Origin of the sequence: Lentzea sp. JNUCC 0626, from assembly GCF_043632865.1 — a bacterium.
Taxonomy (GTDB): Bacteria; Actinomycetota; Actinomycetes; order Mycobacteriales; family Pseudonocardiaceae; genus Lentzea.
Genome location: NZ_CP171635.1, coordinates 10,248,118 through 10,264,220, shown reverse-complemented (window position 1 = coordinate 10,264,220; position 16,103 = coordinate 10,248,118). Strand labels below are relative to the sequence as shown.

Sequence of the window (16,103 nt, the reverse complement as noted above, 5' to 3'; positions counted from 1 at the left end):
GCCGCCCCGTCCAGCACGAGGTTCCGGCCGTCGAGGTCCTGAAGGCGAACCCCGTCACGCCCATGCGCCTCGGCGTCGATGTGGAACGCGGACTCCGGCACCGTGTCGCCGCGGACGTCGCCGTCCTCCAGCAGGTGTGCCACACCCGAAGTGCCACCGGACGACGCCCAGTTCTTCGCGTAGACCCGGTCGTCTCCGGTGCGGAACGTGACACCGACGATCTGGTCGCCCTGATGCAACGGCGCGAGATCGACCTGATCCGGCCGCACGAAGGCCGGTGACAGGTCACCGTGCACGTCGAGTTCCCCGGCCGGCAGCGGCCGGGCCAAGGTGCTGAAGATCCGCTGACCACCATCGGAGGTCGACGCCGACATCTGCTGCCACGCACCCGAGCGTTCGGCCAGCGCCCGCTGGAGATCGCGGGCCGCACCTCCGGGGCCGTTCAGTTCGCCCGCCGCCGAACCGACCAGGGTGATCCGTTCCGGCCCGGCACCCGGCTCGACCGGCCACAGGACCTCGGTCTGCCGGAACAGGTCGGCCAGGACCCCACCGGAGACCGCGACCGCCGTGCCGTCGTCGAGCAGCAACTGGAACGAACGCTCGTCACCGGCGATGTCGATGCGGAGCTCACCGTCGGTCCCGCGCTGCGGTTCCTGCCCGGTGAACGAGATGCCGACCACGTCGTCGGCCGTGCGGACCTGCTGTCGTACGACCTCGTCGGTGCCGAACAACAGCGTCCGGCCGTCGGGGCCGGTGCCGGGAAGCGGCACCGGTGCCGGGGCGTGGACCTTCCAGCCGTCGCCGCCGGGGATCAGCACCGCTTCCCCGTGGAAGAAGGTCCGCGCGAGGGCGTTCTGGAACCTCGCGGCGGAAGAGCCCACATCGGTGGACAGCACCAGGGCCGTGGGTGCGTCCATCGCCTGGAACGCCGGGGAGGCGGTGACCACGGCGGCGAAGGCCTGGCCGTCGACGGACAGTTCTCTCCCGTCGGTCAGCGTGACCGCGAACCGGTCGCCCGCCATCCGCACTCCGACCCCGGTCGCGCCTTCCGGCCACCCGGCCGGATCCGCTCCAGTCCAGTTCCCGTCCCCGGTGAACGACACTCCGACCTGCTGACCGCCCTCGACGATCGCCTGCGACCGCACGTCCTCCGGCGCGAACGTCCGGACCGTGCCCGCGGCGTCGGTACCCAGGACATCGGTGTGCTTGCCGCCGAGAACCCGCCACGAACCGTTGTTGCCCACCGTGGTGCGCGACTCGTCGTTCCTGACCCCGAGCGAGACGAGTTCGGTCGCCCCGATCACCGGCTGGCGGTGGTTGAACGTCTGCTCCCACGCCTTGCGGAAGTCGTAGGCCGGTCGCCCTGGCGCCAGGTCCGCGGTGGAGTAGCAGGCCATCAGCGCGATCGCCTCGGGCACGTCCTCGCCGAGCATCCTGGTGCGGAACGGTTCGAGCCGGTGCAGCACGTCCGCGAACACCGAACCCTCGAAGAAGACTCCCCTGCCGTCCTTGGTCTGCGCCTGGAGGTGGAGCCCGAACGGCGAGCTCAGGGTGTGGCCCAGCACGTAGAAGGTGTTGGCTGGCCAGACCGAGGGCGTGGAGCGCGTCTCCAGGGCTGCCAGGCCCGCCGCGTCGAGGTCGTCCCCACGCGACGACGTCGTGTAGGTCCGGTCCTTGCCGCCGGCCCCGCCCCAGTGGAGATCGCCGGCCAGTTCGGTGTCGCTGGTGCTGAAGCTGATCCCGATGACGCGACCGTCCTGCACCACGGGGTCCGCCCGCAGGTCGGCCGGGTCCAGCTGGATCGCGGTGTAGCCCTCGATCGTCCGTGCGGGCACAGTGCCGGTCACCGCGCGAGGGGAGAACGACTGCCAGTCCGCATCCGGCTCGCCTGCCCGCCCGGACCGGAAGTTGTCGAGGTCGATCGCCTCCATGGGTGCCGAGACGGACAGCTCGGTGCCGAGCCGCTCCGCCAGCGCGCTCCGGAAGTCGTGCGCGGTACCACCGGCCCAGAGCCGCTCACCGGCGGAGGACGCCAGCAGCGTCACCGCTCCCGGCCGGGTGGCCGAGGCGGTGTCGAACAACGCGGTGCGGGACACCAGCTCTGCGAACCGGCCACCCGACAGCGAGACCTTGCCCCCGTCGGACAGCATCACCTCGACCCGGTTGGCGTGCCCGTCTGCGGCGACCACGAGGGTGTCCGCGTCGGGCAGACCGCTCACCCCGGACATCTCGCCCGCGTAGGAGACACCGACCACCGCGTCGCCGGCCCGCACCGGGGCGACGAGCGCGTCCTCCGGCGTGAACAACCGCACCTGCCCATTGGCCAGGTCACCAGGAATCGGGCCGGGCCCGCTGCCGAACACGGTCCACCCGCCGGCACCGTCCTGCGCGGCCACCGGTCCGCCGTGACCGAACTCGGCGAGCTTCACCTGGAAGTCCCGCGCCGCACCCCCTGCCGACGCCAGGGCTCCCGCCCGTGACCCCGGCAGGGCCACTGCGGCGAACTCCTCGTTGCGCACCGCCGAACGGAACGGCCGCGCCTTCGAGACCACCTCCGCGAACGTCGCGCCGTCCACGGAGAGCTGCGTCCCATCGGACAGCCGCACGCCGAACCTCGACGCCGTGGCGTCCGCGTCGACGTGGAAGACACCTCCACGCCCGGCTACCGGGGTAGCCACCGAAGCCTCGCCGGTCCGGAACGACGCACCCACCTGGCGACCTTCGGCGACCAGCGGCCGCACTTCGACGTCGCGCGCCCGGAACGACCGCGTTTCACCGGTGACGTCGAGCCCGCTCAGGGGCTTGCTGCTGAAGAGATCGCCGACGGACCGCGCCGCCGCGGTGAGCAGCCCCGGCTTCGCCACCGGTCCCCGCTCCGCCGTGGGCACGGCGTCCGACGGGCCAGGAGGAACGAAGTTCTGCTCCACTGTGGATGGTCGGCGTGCGCCGCGCCCGAGGGACGGCAGTTCCTCGCGGACTCCTGGCTGCCAGGTCGGGGAAGTGTCGCCGGACGAGAGAACAGTTCCGGAGTCGGCGCGCCCGATCCCCGAGCTCTCGGGGGTCGGCGAGTAGGTCCGCCACGTACCGCCGTTGTCGATGACGACGGCCCACGTCGTCTGGGCCTCGTCCGTGAGGAAGATGACCGGTTCGGTCGGCGCGGCGACGCGCTGCCGGTGGCCGAACTCGCTCGCCAGCGTCCGCTGGAAGTCGTGGGCGGCACCACCAGGTCCGTCGACGGTTGCCACATCGCACGCGTGCAGGACGAGCGCCTCGGGGCCGGTCTGTTCCAGCGCCTCGCGGAACGGACGGAGGTCGTTCACCAGGCGGGCGAAGTTCGTTCCGTCGACGTTGACCGTACGGCCGTCGACGAGCTCCACCTCGAATCCATCGGCCAGGCCGTGGCTGGTGATGAGGAACGAGTCCTGGGGGAACGGCGATGGCACGGTGCGGACGTCGCCGCGTTCCCTGGCCGCCGCCCTCTGCTCAGGTCCCGCGACACCTTCCGGGAACAGCTGGGTGAGACCCGAGGGCGTCTGCTCGCCCTTCTGGAGGTCCTGCAGCAGCTGCCAGCCCGCCTTGAAGGTGACGCCCGTGGCGGTGCCGTCGGCGTTGCGAATCGGATGCGCCCACACCTGCGACGAGTCGAAGTGCAGCGCACGTCCGGTCGTGACGTCGACACCCCGGACCGGGACGCCCTCGACGACGTTCGGAGTGGGGTACGTGCGCCACTGACCGCCGTTGCCGAGAATCGTCTGCCCGCCGCGGCCGAACCGCGGTGTGCGCAGATGAACGTCGGCGGTGGGCGCGACGACGGGCTGGTGGCGCCCGAGCACGTCGGCGAGCGTCTTCCTGAAGTCGTGCGCGGCTCCGCCCGGCCCCAGGGTCTGCCCCGCGCGGTCGGCGAGGAGGACGAGCGCGCCGGGCACCTCGCCGCCCATCGGTTGGCTGAGGTCGTGCATGCGGTCGACCAGCCGCGCGAAGTTCTGCCCGTCCAGTCGCAGGGGTGTTCCGTCGGACAGCGTGACGCGGAATTCGTCCGGCGTGCCGGGGACGGCGATGTACTGGGAGGTGTCACGCCAGGGCGCCGCGGTCTTCTGGGCGCCGGCGCGGCTGGGGAAGCGACTCTCGGCGTCCTCGGGCCGCAGGTACGTCGTGGTCTTGCGGGAGGTCGAGTCCGCTGCCCAGCGCTGTGCGTGGCGCTGTTCGGGGCCGGTGTGGAAGTTGATCCCGATCTGCCGGGCACCGTGCATGAGCGGGGTGATCGCGACCTCGCTCGGGTCGATCCGGCGCAGGAACCCTTCGCTGTCGAGGCCGTAGGGGACGTGGAGCAACTCTGCGAGGGCCGGGCGGCTGGTGGGAGTCTCGTGGCCCTCAACGATGGTGTCGAGCGTGCGCCACGCGGGCCAGCCCTCACGCCCGCTGACGGTGCTGACCAGGTTCTCGAACCACGCGTCGTGATCCGTGTCCGGCGAACCATCGCCGTCGTCCCTCGACGACGGACCGGCTTCGTCATCCGCAGAACGGATCACTTCGCTGTCACGCCCCGCCGAACCGGCCTCACCCTCATCGGAACCGACCGCGTCACCGTCGTCCCTCGACGCCCCGCCCGACTCGCCGTCATCGGACCGGACTGCGGTCTCGTCACCCTCGACGATGGTGTCGAGCATGCGCCACGCGGGCCAGCCCTCACGCCCGTTGCTACCAGCGGTCAGGTTCTCGAACCACGCGTCATCATCCGCGTCCGGCGCCGAACCGTCGCTGCCGTCCTTCGACGACGTGCTGGCTTCGTCATCGGCGAAACGGACCACATCGCTGTCACGCCCCGACGAACCGGCCTCGACCTCATCGGAACCGACCACATCGCCGTCATCCCTCGACGACGAGCTCAACTCGCCGTCATCAGAACGAACAGCGGTCTCGTCACCCTCCACAATGGTCTCAAGCGTGCGCCACTCGGGCCAGCCCCGACGCCCGTTGCTACCAGCGGTCGGGTTCTCGAACAACGCGTCATCCGCATCCGGCGCCGACCCATCGCTCTCGTCCCTCGACGACGGACCAGTCTCGTTGTCCGCGGAACGAACCGCGTCCGCAGCCTCGGAGTCGCGCTCGGGTGCGGCGTCACGGCGGCCGTCCGCGAGCTCCAGGTCCCGCGGAGGTGAATCCTGAGTGCTGCGGAGGAAGTCGCCCAGCGTCACCCTGTTCCTCGGCGCCGGCGGCTCCACGACTCCGCTGGTGCGATCGGGCGCGCCCTCGACGTTGAACCGGTTCTGGACGTCCGGACGCCCGATCGCGGCGAGCGCGTCGTCGGCGGGGTCGGACAGCCCGAGCCGCTTCAGGCCGGCGGCGTCGGTTTCGACGAGGATCGGCGTGTCGGGCGCGGTCCGGATCGGTTCGTTCCAGCCCTTCGCCTCTCCGGACCCCCGGTAGGCCGGGGTGATGGTCCACTGCGGCGTCACCCTGACCAGGTAGCGACGGGTGTCGGGCGGCGGCCCTTCCGGGTCGTCCTTCTTCGCGGTGATGTCGGCGGAGTCGGACGAGCGGACAGAGGGCGCGTACACCCACTCCGCCCACGGCGAGTACCCGTCACCAACCAGCGTGGAGGGCCGCTGAGTCGACTCGTCCAAGTGGGGCCCGGCGATGTTCGCGAACGTCTCCGGTGCCATCTCGCCACCGTGACGACGGGTGGCGCTGGCCGTCTTCTTCTCCGTGGTCGTCGTGTCCAGAGTGGAGTCGATGCGGCGCACGAGCTCCCGCTTGACCGTGTCCGCCTGGATGGTGAGGCTGCGCATCGCGTCACCGGCGATCGTGACGACGTGGCCGGTGGACGAGAGCAGGTCCTGGAAGTGGGTCCGCAGGGGCAGCGACCCGGTGGCGGACTGGATCTGGTGGATCGCCCGCGGGTGCAGCAGCGGCCTGCCGTCCTCGCCGCGGGTGAGGTCGGTCAACGCCTGGTGCAGCGCGGGCGCCGTGAAGGGACGGACGCGGATCGCGGTGTGGTCGGGCAACCCTCCGGAGAGCGGTCCGGCGACCTCGGCCAGCGGCGGTTTCGGCCGTCCGCCCAGGGGAACGGTGTCTTCCAGGGGAACGCTGGACCGGACAGCTCCCGGCAGCGTGAACTCACTGGTCCACGGCTGTTCCAGGCGACGCGCTCCCGGCATGAACTTGTAGTAGTGGCCCGCACGCGCGTACGGGTACACGTCCATCGTGATCCGCAGGTCGTGCAGGAACTCGGCGCTGTCTCCCCGCTGTGCGCCGGCGCTGGTCTCCGTCCTGCTTTCCGAGAGGTCGGTGCGGTCCTCGACCTTGTGGATGCCGCTCCAGCTCAGACCAGAGGTGCTGGCCGGCCGCTGAGAACCGGCTGCGTACTCCAGCACGCCCAGCGTCCAGTCCGTCCACACGCCCGTCAGGGAGGTCGACCCGGTATCGCTGGTGGAGGTGGTCTCGCCTCGGACGTCCTCACCGACGACGGTCCGCCGGTAGGCACCCGGCCCCAGGTCGGCACGCAGCACGACGAGCTGTTCGACCTTGCCGATCTGGGTCGAGCCCTCCAGGTACATCGGATGCCCGCCACCGAGCATCGCCTGCAGGGCGGGCGTGAACTCGGAGCCGGTCAGCGTCGGCGCGAGCACGTCGCGCACCAGTCGTTCGTTGATCGGGCCGAACTCCGCCATGCGGCGCGTCGGCTGCGGCGGGGTGTCGAGTCCGAGAACGCTGCGGGTGAGCTCGGTCAGACCGGGCTTCGGCGAGTTGCGCTCCGCGGACCAGGCGTTGAGCCGGTCCGAGATCTGGCCCACCAGTTCCGTACCGGCTTCGAGCCGGTGCAGCTCCACTCGGCCGGTGCCCTTGCCAGTGTCCGCGGGTGCGGCGACCGGCGAGGGTTCGGCCGCGTCCGGTCCCGCGGGTCCGTCGGGTTCGGGTGTGCCTCGACCGGGTTCGGGGGTCGCCGCGGACTCGGGCGTTTCAACGGCGGACGGGGGGCGTTCGTCGTGGTAGCGCCGTGCGTCTTCCGGGTTGAGCTTGGCGAGGTCGTCACCGGGCAGATCGCCGATGCGGTGGATCTCGCTGGCCGGCACCCACACCGTGGAGGCCTCGGGCACGTGGATGTTCTTGACCTGGTCGCGCGGTGTTCCGTCATGGCGGAAACCGAGGAAGTCGTGCCAGCTGCTGTGCATCGAAGTGCGGACGCCGTAGGTGGCGTCGTAGCTCACCAGGTAGCCGCGTTCGGTACGCCTCCGGGTCTCGGTCTCCCTGGACGCGCTGGAGGTCGACGTTCCCTCCTTCCACGCCTTCATGACCGCGAGGGCACCGACGAAGACCGGGTTGACGACGGGGTTCACCGCCAGCGACGCACCGACGTCGGCCTTCAGCTTCACACCGGACCCGGTGACGATCTCGGACTTCCACCCGGTGCTGGAGGCCTGGGTCGTCGAGAACCTGTGTGCCTCGTCGACGCCGATGATGCGAGGACCTTCGAGGTGCGCGGACAGGTCCACCCGCGCGACCCGTTCCCGGCTTCCGGCCAGGCCGCCCTTGTTGTGGCTCTTCACCCACACGGTGTCCGCGTTCAGTGCGGCCCGCTCGAAGCCGCCTGCCCTCGACGGCAAAGCGGCGAACTGCTCGAGCACGTCCCGCGCGGCGTTGCGCTCGTCCGGCACGTCGGGATCGCGTCCCCAGACGGCAGCGCCCTTGTGCTCGTCGAACCCGGCCGGCCTGGTGCCGATCAGCGCGCGTCGAATCCAGCCCGCGTACCTCGACGTCGGCGGCGCGTCGAGCATTCCCGCGACGGTGCCGAGCAGACCCGGCACCGGCTTCAGCGCCTCAAGCTCGAACCCGGCGGGCAAGAACGCCGTACGACGTCCCTCCGGAGACGGTACGCCGTCGTTCCACCGGGCACCCTCAGCGGAGTGCTCGCGAGCCGGTGCGGGCTCCGACGTTGCGCCGCCGCGTTCCGACGCGACCACGTCGACGTCTCCGCGGAAGACCGGCGCGACGTCACCGGCGGACTCACCACGCCAGTGCACCCGTTCCCCGGCGTCACCCCACCTGCCACCGACCCGGACCTCGAACTCCACCGGGTAGCGCACGCGGTGCAGCGGACCGTCGCTCTCGAACGACCGTCCGAACTCGACCTCGTGGTTGATGGTCTCGTTGTCACGGCGGTTGGTCTTGTAGCTCAGCGTGGAGCCCGCACCGACGTACTCCGGGTGGGTGGCGTCGTAGCCGATCGACGACACGCCTACCTGGTTGTCCACGCCCTTGGTGATGGTCGTGGAGTCGCCGTGGCCGGAGGTGGTCGTGCCGCTGCGGGTCTCGCCCTCGACGGTGCCCGCGTAACGGGCCTGGTCCGCCAGGGGGTTGCCTCGCACGAAGATGTCCGGCGCGTTGCGGTGCCAAGCGCTCAGCGGGAAGCGCACACCGTCGCCACCGCGCACCAGTTCCCGTGAGTTGTCGACGAGGAACTGGCTCAGCCGTTGCTCGATCTCGGGCAGCTTTCCGGCAGGCACAACGCCTTCGCCTGCCAGCCGGTGCAACACCGGTCCCACCACGTGCGCGAGCGTCTCGTCCGTCAGCCGGTACTCGGCATCGAGTCGATCGAGGAAGCGCTCGGAGTCGATCGAGCCCGGCATGCCCCCGTCGTCAGCCGAACGCACGGGTGCGTCCGGTTCGGCGACGGTCCGCGGCAGCACTACTTCCTCGGCGTCGTCGGCCTTGCCCCACACATGGGCGGACCCGTCCACCTTCATCGCACCATCGGGTTCTCCGACGCTGACGACGTAGCTGAACTGGAGCTGCTGCCGCTGCACGGGACCCGTGTACCTGTCGAGGACCTGCCGTCCCATCTTCGTCGTCGACGAGGTCCCGACGTTGGTGCTGCCGTACCTCAGCGCGGTCGGCCCCACAGCCCAGCCCATGGCACCCGTCACGTCGCCGGCCATCAGAACCAGCGAGGCTCCCCAGCGGCGCATGACGGACTCACCGACGCTGTGCTCGACCGCGGTGTCCCGGGATCGCTCGATCGTGCCCTCGGTGATCCGTCCCGGTTCGGCCACCCGCACGTCGGCGAGCGTCACCGACACCTCGACGCGGTTCCGGCCGGGGAACTTGAACGACTTGCGCACCGGTTCGCCGCTGAACAACTCCTGCGCCGACGCGGGCAGGTCGTTCAGCCAGTCGCGGAACTTCCGCGCTCCGGTGTGGTTCACCGGGAACTCGCCCAGCTTCGCCTCGACGTGGTGGTAGATCTCCCCCACGCCAGCGAGCTCCGCGTGCGCGATCCGTTGCGGCGACATCGGCCTCGCCGACTCGTCGACCGGGAGCGCGGCCGACTCACGCCGCCACTGCAGCGGCACCTGGAGCCAGGCCACGTCGGTCACCGAGGCACCTCGCTGCCACGGCCAGGTCCGGGGCTTGCGCACCGACACCCGGTACGACACGTCGTGGGTGGACCGCTCCACGGCCACGCCGGGTTCGGTGACCTTCACCGAACCCGAGTGAGTCGACGTGGACGACATGTCCGAGTTGCGGATGTTCATCATCCCGACGACCTTCAACACCGGGACCAGGTGAGAACTCGGAACCCGGGCGACGCGGGGGTCGTTGCTGAATTCCGCCCGCTTGTTCGTGGCACTGGTCTGCGCCGGTACTCGGCTGTGCTTGACCTTGACGTCGCTCGAGGCCCGCTGGGACGACTGCGGCGCCCCGATTCCGGTCACCTCGATCCGCAGCTGCGGGGACCCGTTGCGGCGCGGCCCCAGGTCGATGATCAACCCACCGTCGAGCGCACGGTGGAAGTTCGTCCGCAGTGCCTCGTCGGACAGGTGCTGCTCGACCATCGCGCGGATGACCCGGTCCGCGCGCGTGTCCTTCAGCTTGAGCAGTTCCAGCACCGAATCCCGGAGTGCCTTGCCGTCGACGTCCCCGTTCACCTCAGGCCGCTCGACCCGTGCCCGGTCGACACGATCGACCGGCCCCGGAACACCGTCGGCCCTCGCCGGCGCAGGGTTCGTCCTCGCGGGGTTCGCCCTTGCCGGAGCAGAGCTCGGCGGGGCCTGTTCGGGTTGTGCGACCTGCTGGATCTCCTCGGGCCCCCTGGAACTGGACGGCTCCGCCACCGGCTCGGTGTACCTCTGGCGCGATCGCCGCGACTCCTCAGGCCGCGCGGACTCGACGGGAACTCCCTGCGTGGCGACGGGAACCGGCGTGGTGGTACTGGCGTCACCCGACGTGTCCCTGCGATGCTCACGCCTCGGCGCCAACGTGGAAGGACGCTCCGGGGCAGGCTTCTCGAACCCTTCCTTCGAACTCGTGGCGGGCTGGGACGCCACCTCACCGCTCTTCTCGACGACAGGCTTGCGCCCCTCGACCGGCGCCGGGAGGTCAGCCGACACCGTCGCCGGACGCACGGCTCCGCGTCCGCGTTCACCCTGACCGTCCGCTTTGGACGTACTGCTGCTCTGCTGCTGCGTTTCGGCCGGCGCCGAGCCCTTCTCCCGCTCGCGGACTCCAGCATCCGGCACGTCCACGCCACGACCACTCGCAGAGGACCCCGCTCCAGGAACCGCTACGGGTTCCGCGTCAGCGGGGACCGTCCCGTCCTGCTTCGGAACCTCGGCTCCGGCGACCACGTCAGGCCCGTGCGGATCGGGATCCGTGACAGCACCTCGCTCGCCCTCCACCTGCGAGCCATCGGCCGTTCCGGGCTTCTGTCCGTCAGTCCCGACGACATCTTCCTTCGCTCCGGCACCACGAGTCTCATCAGTCGTTCCATCGACAGAGGTGTCCCGTTCAACGGTCTCCGGCGCCCCGTCGTGAGGACGAAGCGCGGCCGCGTCATCAGGCCGAACCTCACCGCTCACCGGAGCGTCACCAGTCACCCGCGACGGCTGCCCCGGCTCAACACCGGCCTCAACACCGCCACGGCCCTCGGCGCCCGACGGCTGCTCAGTCCCACTCCCCGCAGCTGGCGACGAACTCGCGTCTCCCAAACGCCCCTGCTCGCCCCCAGGCACCCCAGCCTCAGGCCCGCGGGGCGGCACCCCAGCCCCCTCAACACCCCCACCAGGACGACCGGCGCCCGCACCAAGCCCTCCGTCACCAACAACCTTCCCAGGCTCCCCACCACGGCCACCCCCGGCCCCAACCGGGTCACCAGCAGCCCGACCCGCCACCGGCTCACCCGCGGCACGACCCGCCACCGGCTCACCCGCGGCACGACCCGCCACCGGCTCACCCGCGGCACGACCCGCCACCGGCTCACCCGCGGCACGACCCGCCACCGGCTCACCCGCGGCACGACCCGCCACCGGCTCACCCGCGGCACGACCCGCCACCGGCTCACCCGCGGCACGACCCGCCACCGGCTCACCCGCGGCACGACCCGCCACCGGCTCACCCGCGGTACGACCCGCCACCGGCTCACCCGCGGTACGACCCGCCACCGGCTCACCCGCGGTACGACCCGCCACCGGCTCACCCGCGGTACGACCCGCCACCGGCTCACCCGCGGTACGACCCGCCACCGGCTCACCCGCGGTACGACCCGCCACCGGCTCACCCGCGGTACGACCCGCCACCGGCTCACCCGCGGTACGACCCGCCACCGGCTCACCCGCGGTACGACCCGCCACCGGCTCACCCGCGGTACGACCCGCCACCGGCTCACCCGCGGTACGACCCGCCACCGGCTCACCCGCGGTACGACCCGCCACCGGCTCACCCGCGGTACGACCCGCCACCGGCTCACCCGCGGTACGACCCGCCACCGGCTCACCCGCGGTCCGACCCGCCACCGGCTCACCCGCGGTCCGACCCGCCACCGGCTCACCCGCGGTACGACCCGCCACCGGCTCACCCGCGGTACGACCCGCCACCGGCTCACCCGCGGTCCGACCCGCCACCGGCTCACCCGCGGTCCGACCCGCCACCGGCTCACCCGCGGTCCGACCCGCCACCGGCTCACCCGCGGTCCGACCCGCCACCGGCTCACCCGCGGTACGACCCGCCACCGGCTCACCCGCGGTCCGACCCGCCACCGGCTCACCCGCGGTCCGACCCGCCACCGGCTCACCCGCGGTCCGACCCGCCACCGGCTCACCCGCGGTCCGACCCGCCACCGGCTCACCAGCGGTCCGACCCGCCACCGGCTCACCCGCGGTCCGACCCGCCACCGGCTCACCCGCGGTACGACCCGCCACCGGCTCACCCGCGGTACGACCCGCCACCGGCTCACCCGCGGTCCGACCCGCCACCGGCTCACCCGCGGTCCGACCCGCCACCGGCTCACCCGCGGTCCGACCCGCCACCGGCTCACCCGCGGTCCGACCCGCCACCGGCTCACCCGCGGTCCGACCCGCCACCGGCTCACCCGCGGTCCGACCCGCCACCGGCTCACCCGCGGTCCGACCCGCCACCGGCTCACCCGCAGTGCGACCCGCGACCGGCTCACCAGCGGTCCGGCTCGCCGCCGGCTCACCAGCGGTCCGGCCCGCGACCGGGTCACCCGCGGTCCGACCCGTCACCGGCTCACCCGCAGTGCGACCCGCCACCGGCTCACCAGCGGTCCGGCTCGCCGCCGGCTCACCAGCGGTCCGGCCCGCGACCGGGTCACCCGCGGTCCGACCCGTCACCGGCTCACCCGCAGTGCGACCCGCGACCGGCTCACCAGCGGTCCGGCTCGCCGCCGGCTCACCAGCGGTCCGGCCCGCGACCGGGTCACCCGCAGTACGACCCGCCACCGGGTCACCCGCAGTACGGCCCGCCACCGGGTCACCCGCAGTACGACCCGCCACCGGCTCACCCGCAGTACGACCCGCCACCGGCTCACCCGCAGTACGACCCGCCACCGGGTCACCCGCAGTACGGCCCGCCACCGGCTCACCCGCAGTACGGCCCGTCACCGGCTCACCCGCAGTGCGACCCGCGACCGGCTCACCAGCGGTCCGGCTCGCCACCGGGTCACCAGCGGTCCGGCCCGCCACCGGCTCACCCGCGGTCCGACCCGTCACCGGCTCACCCGCAGTACGACCCGCCACCGGCTCACCCGCGGTCCGACCCGTCACCGGCTCACCCGCAGTGCGACCCGCCACCGGCTCACCCGCAGTGCGACCCGCGACCGGCTCACCAGCGGTCCGGCTCGCCGCCGGCTCACCAGCGGTCCGGCTCGCCACCGGGTCACCCGCAGTACGACCCGCCACCGGCTCACCCGCAGTACGACCCGCCACCGGCTCACCCGCAGTACGACCCGCCACCGGCTCACCCGCGGTCCGACCCGCCACCGGCTCACCCGCAGTGCGACCCGCCACCGGCTCACCAGCGGTCCGGCTCGCCGCCGGCTCACCAGCGGTCCGACCCGTCACCGGCTCACCCGCAGTGCGACCCGCGACCGGCTCACCAGCGGTCCGGCTCGCCGCCGGCTCACCAGCGGTCCGACCCGCCACCGGCTCACCCGCAGTACGACCCGCCACCGGCTCACCCGCGGCACGACCCGCCACCGGCTCACCCGCGGCACGACCCGCCACCGGCTCACCCGCGGCACGACCCGCCACCGGCTCACCCGCGGCACGACCCGCCACCGGCTCACCCGCGGCACGACCCGCCACCGGCTCACCCGCGGCACGACCCGCCACCGGCTCACCCGCGGCACGACCCGCCACCGGCTCACCCGCGGCACGACCCGCCACCGGCTCACCCGCGGCACGACCCGCCACCGGCTCACCCGCGGCACGACCCGCCACCGGCTCACCCGCGGCACGACCCGCCACCGGCTCACCCGCGGCACGACCCGCCACCGGCTCACCCGCGGTCCGACCCGCCACCGGCTCACCCGCGGTCCGACCCGCCACCGGCTCACCCGCGGTCCGACCCGCCACCGGCTCACCAGCGGTCCGGCTCGCCGCCGGCTCACCAGCGGTCCGGCCCGCGACCGGGTCACCCGCGGTCCGACCCGTCACCGGCTCACCCGCAGTGCGACCCGCGACCGGCTCACCAGCGGTCCGGCTCGCCGCCGGCTCACCAGCGGTCCGGCCCGCGACCGGGTCACCCGCGGTCCGACCCGTCACCGGCTCACCCGCAGTGCGACCCGCGACCGGCTCACCAGCGGTCCGGCTCGCCGCCGGCTCACCAGCGGTCCGGCCCGCGACCGGGTCACCCGCGGTCCGACCCGTCACCGGCTCACCCGCAGTGCGACCCGCGACCGGCTCACCAGCGGTCCGGCTCGCCGCCGGCTCACCAGCGGTCCGGCCCGCGACCGGGTCACCCGCAGTACGACCCGCCACCGGGTCACCCGCAGTACGGCCCGCCACCGGGTCACCCGCAGTACGACCCGCCACCGGCTCACCCGCAGTACGACCCGCCACCGGCTCACCCGCAGTACGACCCGCCACCGGGTCACCCGCAGTACGGCCCGCCACCGGCTCACCCGCAGTACGGCCCGTCACCGGCTCACCCGCAGTGCGACCCGCGACCGGCTCACCAGCGGTCCGGCTCGCCACCGGGTCACCAGCGGTCCGGCCCGCCACCGGCTCACCCGCGGTCCGACCCGTCACCGGCTCACCCGCAGTACGACCCGCCACCGGCTCACCCGCGGTCCGACCCGTCACCGGCTCACCCGCAGTGCGACCCGCCACCGGCTCACCCGCAGTGCGACCCGCGACCGGCTCACCAGCGGTCCGGCTCGCCGCCGGCTCACCAGCGGTCCGGCTCGCCACCGGGTCACCCGCAGTACGACCCGCCACCGGCTCACCCGCAGTACGACCCGCCACCGGCTCACCCGCAGTACGACCCGCCACCGGCTCACCCGCGGTCCGACCCGCCACCGGCTCACCCGCAGTGCGACCCGCGACCGGCTCACCAGCGGTCCGGCTCGCCGCCGGCTCACCAGCGGTCCGACCCGTCACCGGCTCACCCGCAGTGCGACCCGCGACCGGCTCACCAGCGGTCCGGCTCGCCGCCGGCTCACCAGCGGTCCGACCCGCCACCGGCTCACCCGCAGTACGACCCGCCACCGGCTCACCCGCGGCACGACCCGCCACCGGCTCACCCGCGGCACGACCCGCCACCGGCTCACCCGCGGCACGACCCGCCACCGGCTCACCCGCGGCACGACCCGCCACCGGCTCACCCGCGGCACGACCCGCCACCGGCTCACCCGCGGCACGACCCGCCACCGGCTCACCCGCGGCACGACCCGCCACCGGCTCACCCGCGGCACGACCCGCCACCGGCTCACCCGCGGCACGACCCGCCACCGGCTCACCCGCAGTACGACCGCCGGGCAGCTCTTCGCGTCCCTGACCTCCTGTGCCGAGCCATCCCGGCAGGTCGGCGGTGGGAGGCGTCGGCTGGACGAACGTCGCGCCGACGGGATCGCCCTCGCGGTTGGCGACCGGCGTCGTGGCCGGTCGTTCCGTCGGCAGGTCGATCGGCTTCGTCGACAGATCCAGGTTCCCGACCGGCTTGATGTCCGGCATGTGCACGGGCTGAACGCCCCCGGACTTCTTCTTTCCGCCACCGCCGCCCGGCTCGATCGCACCGAAAATGCCGTCGAAGAACTTTCCGGAGTCGCCCGTCGCCGCGTTGATGACCGGGTTGCTCAACGCCGCAGCAGGAATCTGCAACGCGGCGTGGCCCAGCGGCGCGAAGCCGCGGACACCCTTCGGAAGAGTGTCGAAGAATTGCTTGCCGATCTTGCCGATGATGCCGCCGAAGCCCTCGGCCACGCCGGCGAAGGCGCCGCCGATCGCGCCACCGATCGCGCTGCCCTTGAACGAAGCGGTGTCGTATCCCTTGCGGCCGCCGGACACGATCTGGTAGCTCTGGATGCCGAAGTCGAGACCAACCATGAAACCGGCGCCGGCAATACCGCTGACAGCCGCCCTGACCGCGATCTGGCGCGCGACGTTGACCAGACCGATCTGCATCAATCGGCTGATCAGCATGCGCAGCAGACTGCCGATTCCCACACGTGCCGCAGCGATCACGGCGGGAACGGCGAACGAACCGAAGATGGACGCGATCAGCGCCGCGATTGTCGCGGCCAGGATCGCGAGCATCCCGACGATCATGATTTTGGTCTTCTGGATGTCAGCAGCCGCGTTCCGCGTCAT

Annotated in this window: 1 protein-coding gene (running past one end of the window); it reads right to left on the bottom strand. The window is 72.6% G+C overall.

From position 1 onward, the window contains the following. Positions 1-16,103, bottom strand: the beginning of a protein-coding gene (locus JNUCC0626_RS48035) for a hypothetical protein (RefSeq protein ID WP_394617274.1). The gene continues 23,824 nt to the left of window position 1, outside the view; 16,103 of the gene's 39,927 nt are visible here — the first part of the coding sequence; it begins with the start codon at positions 16,101-16,103; the stop codon falls past the left edge of the window.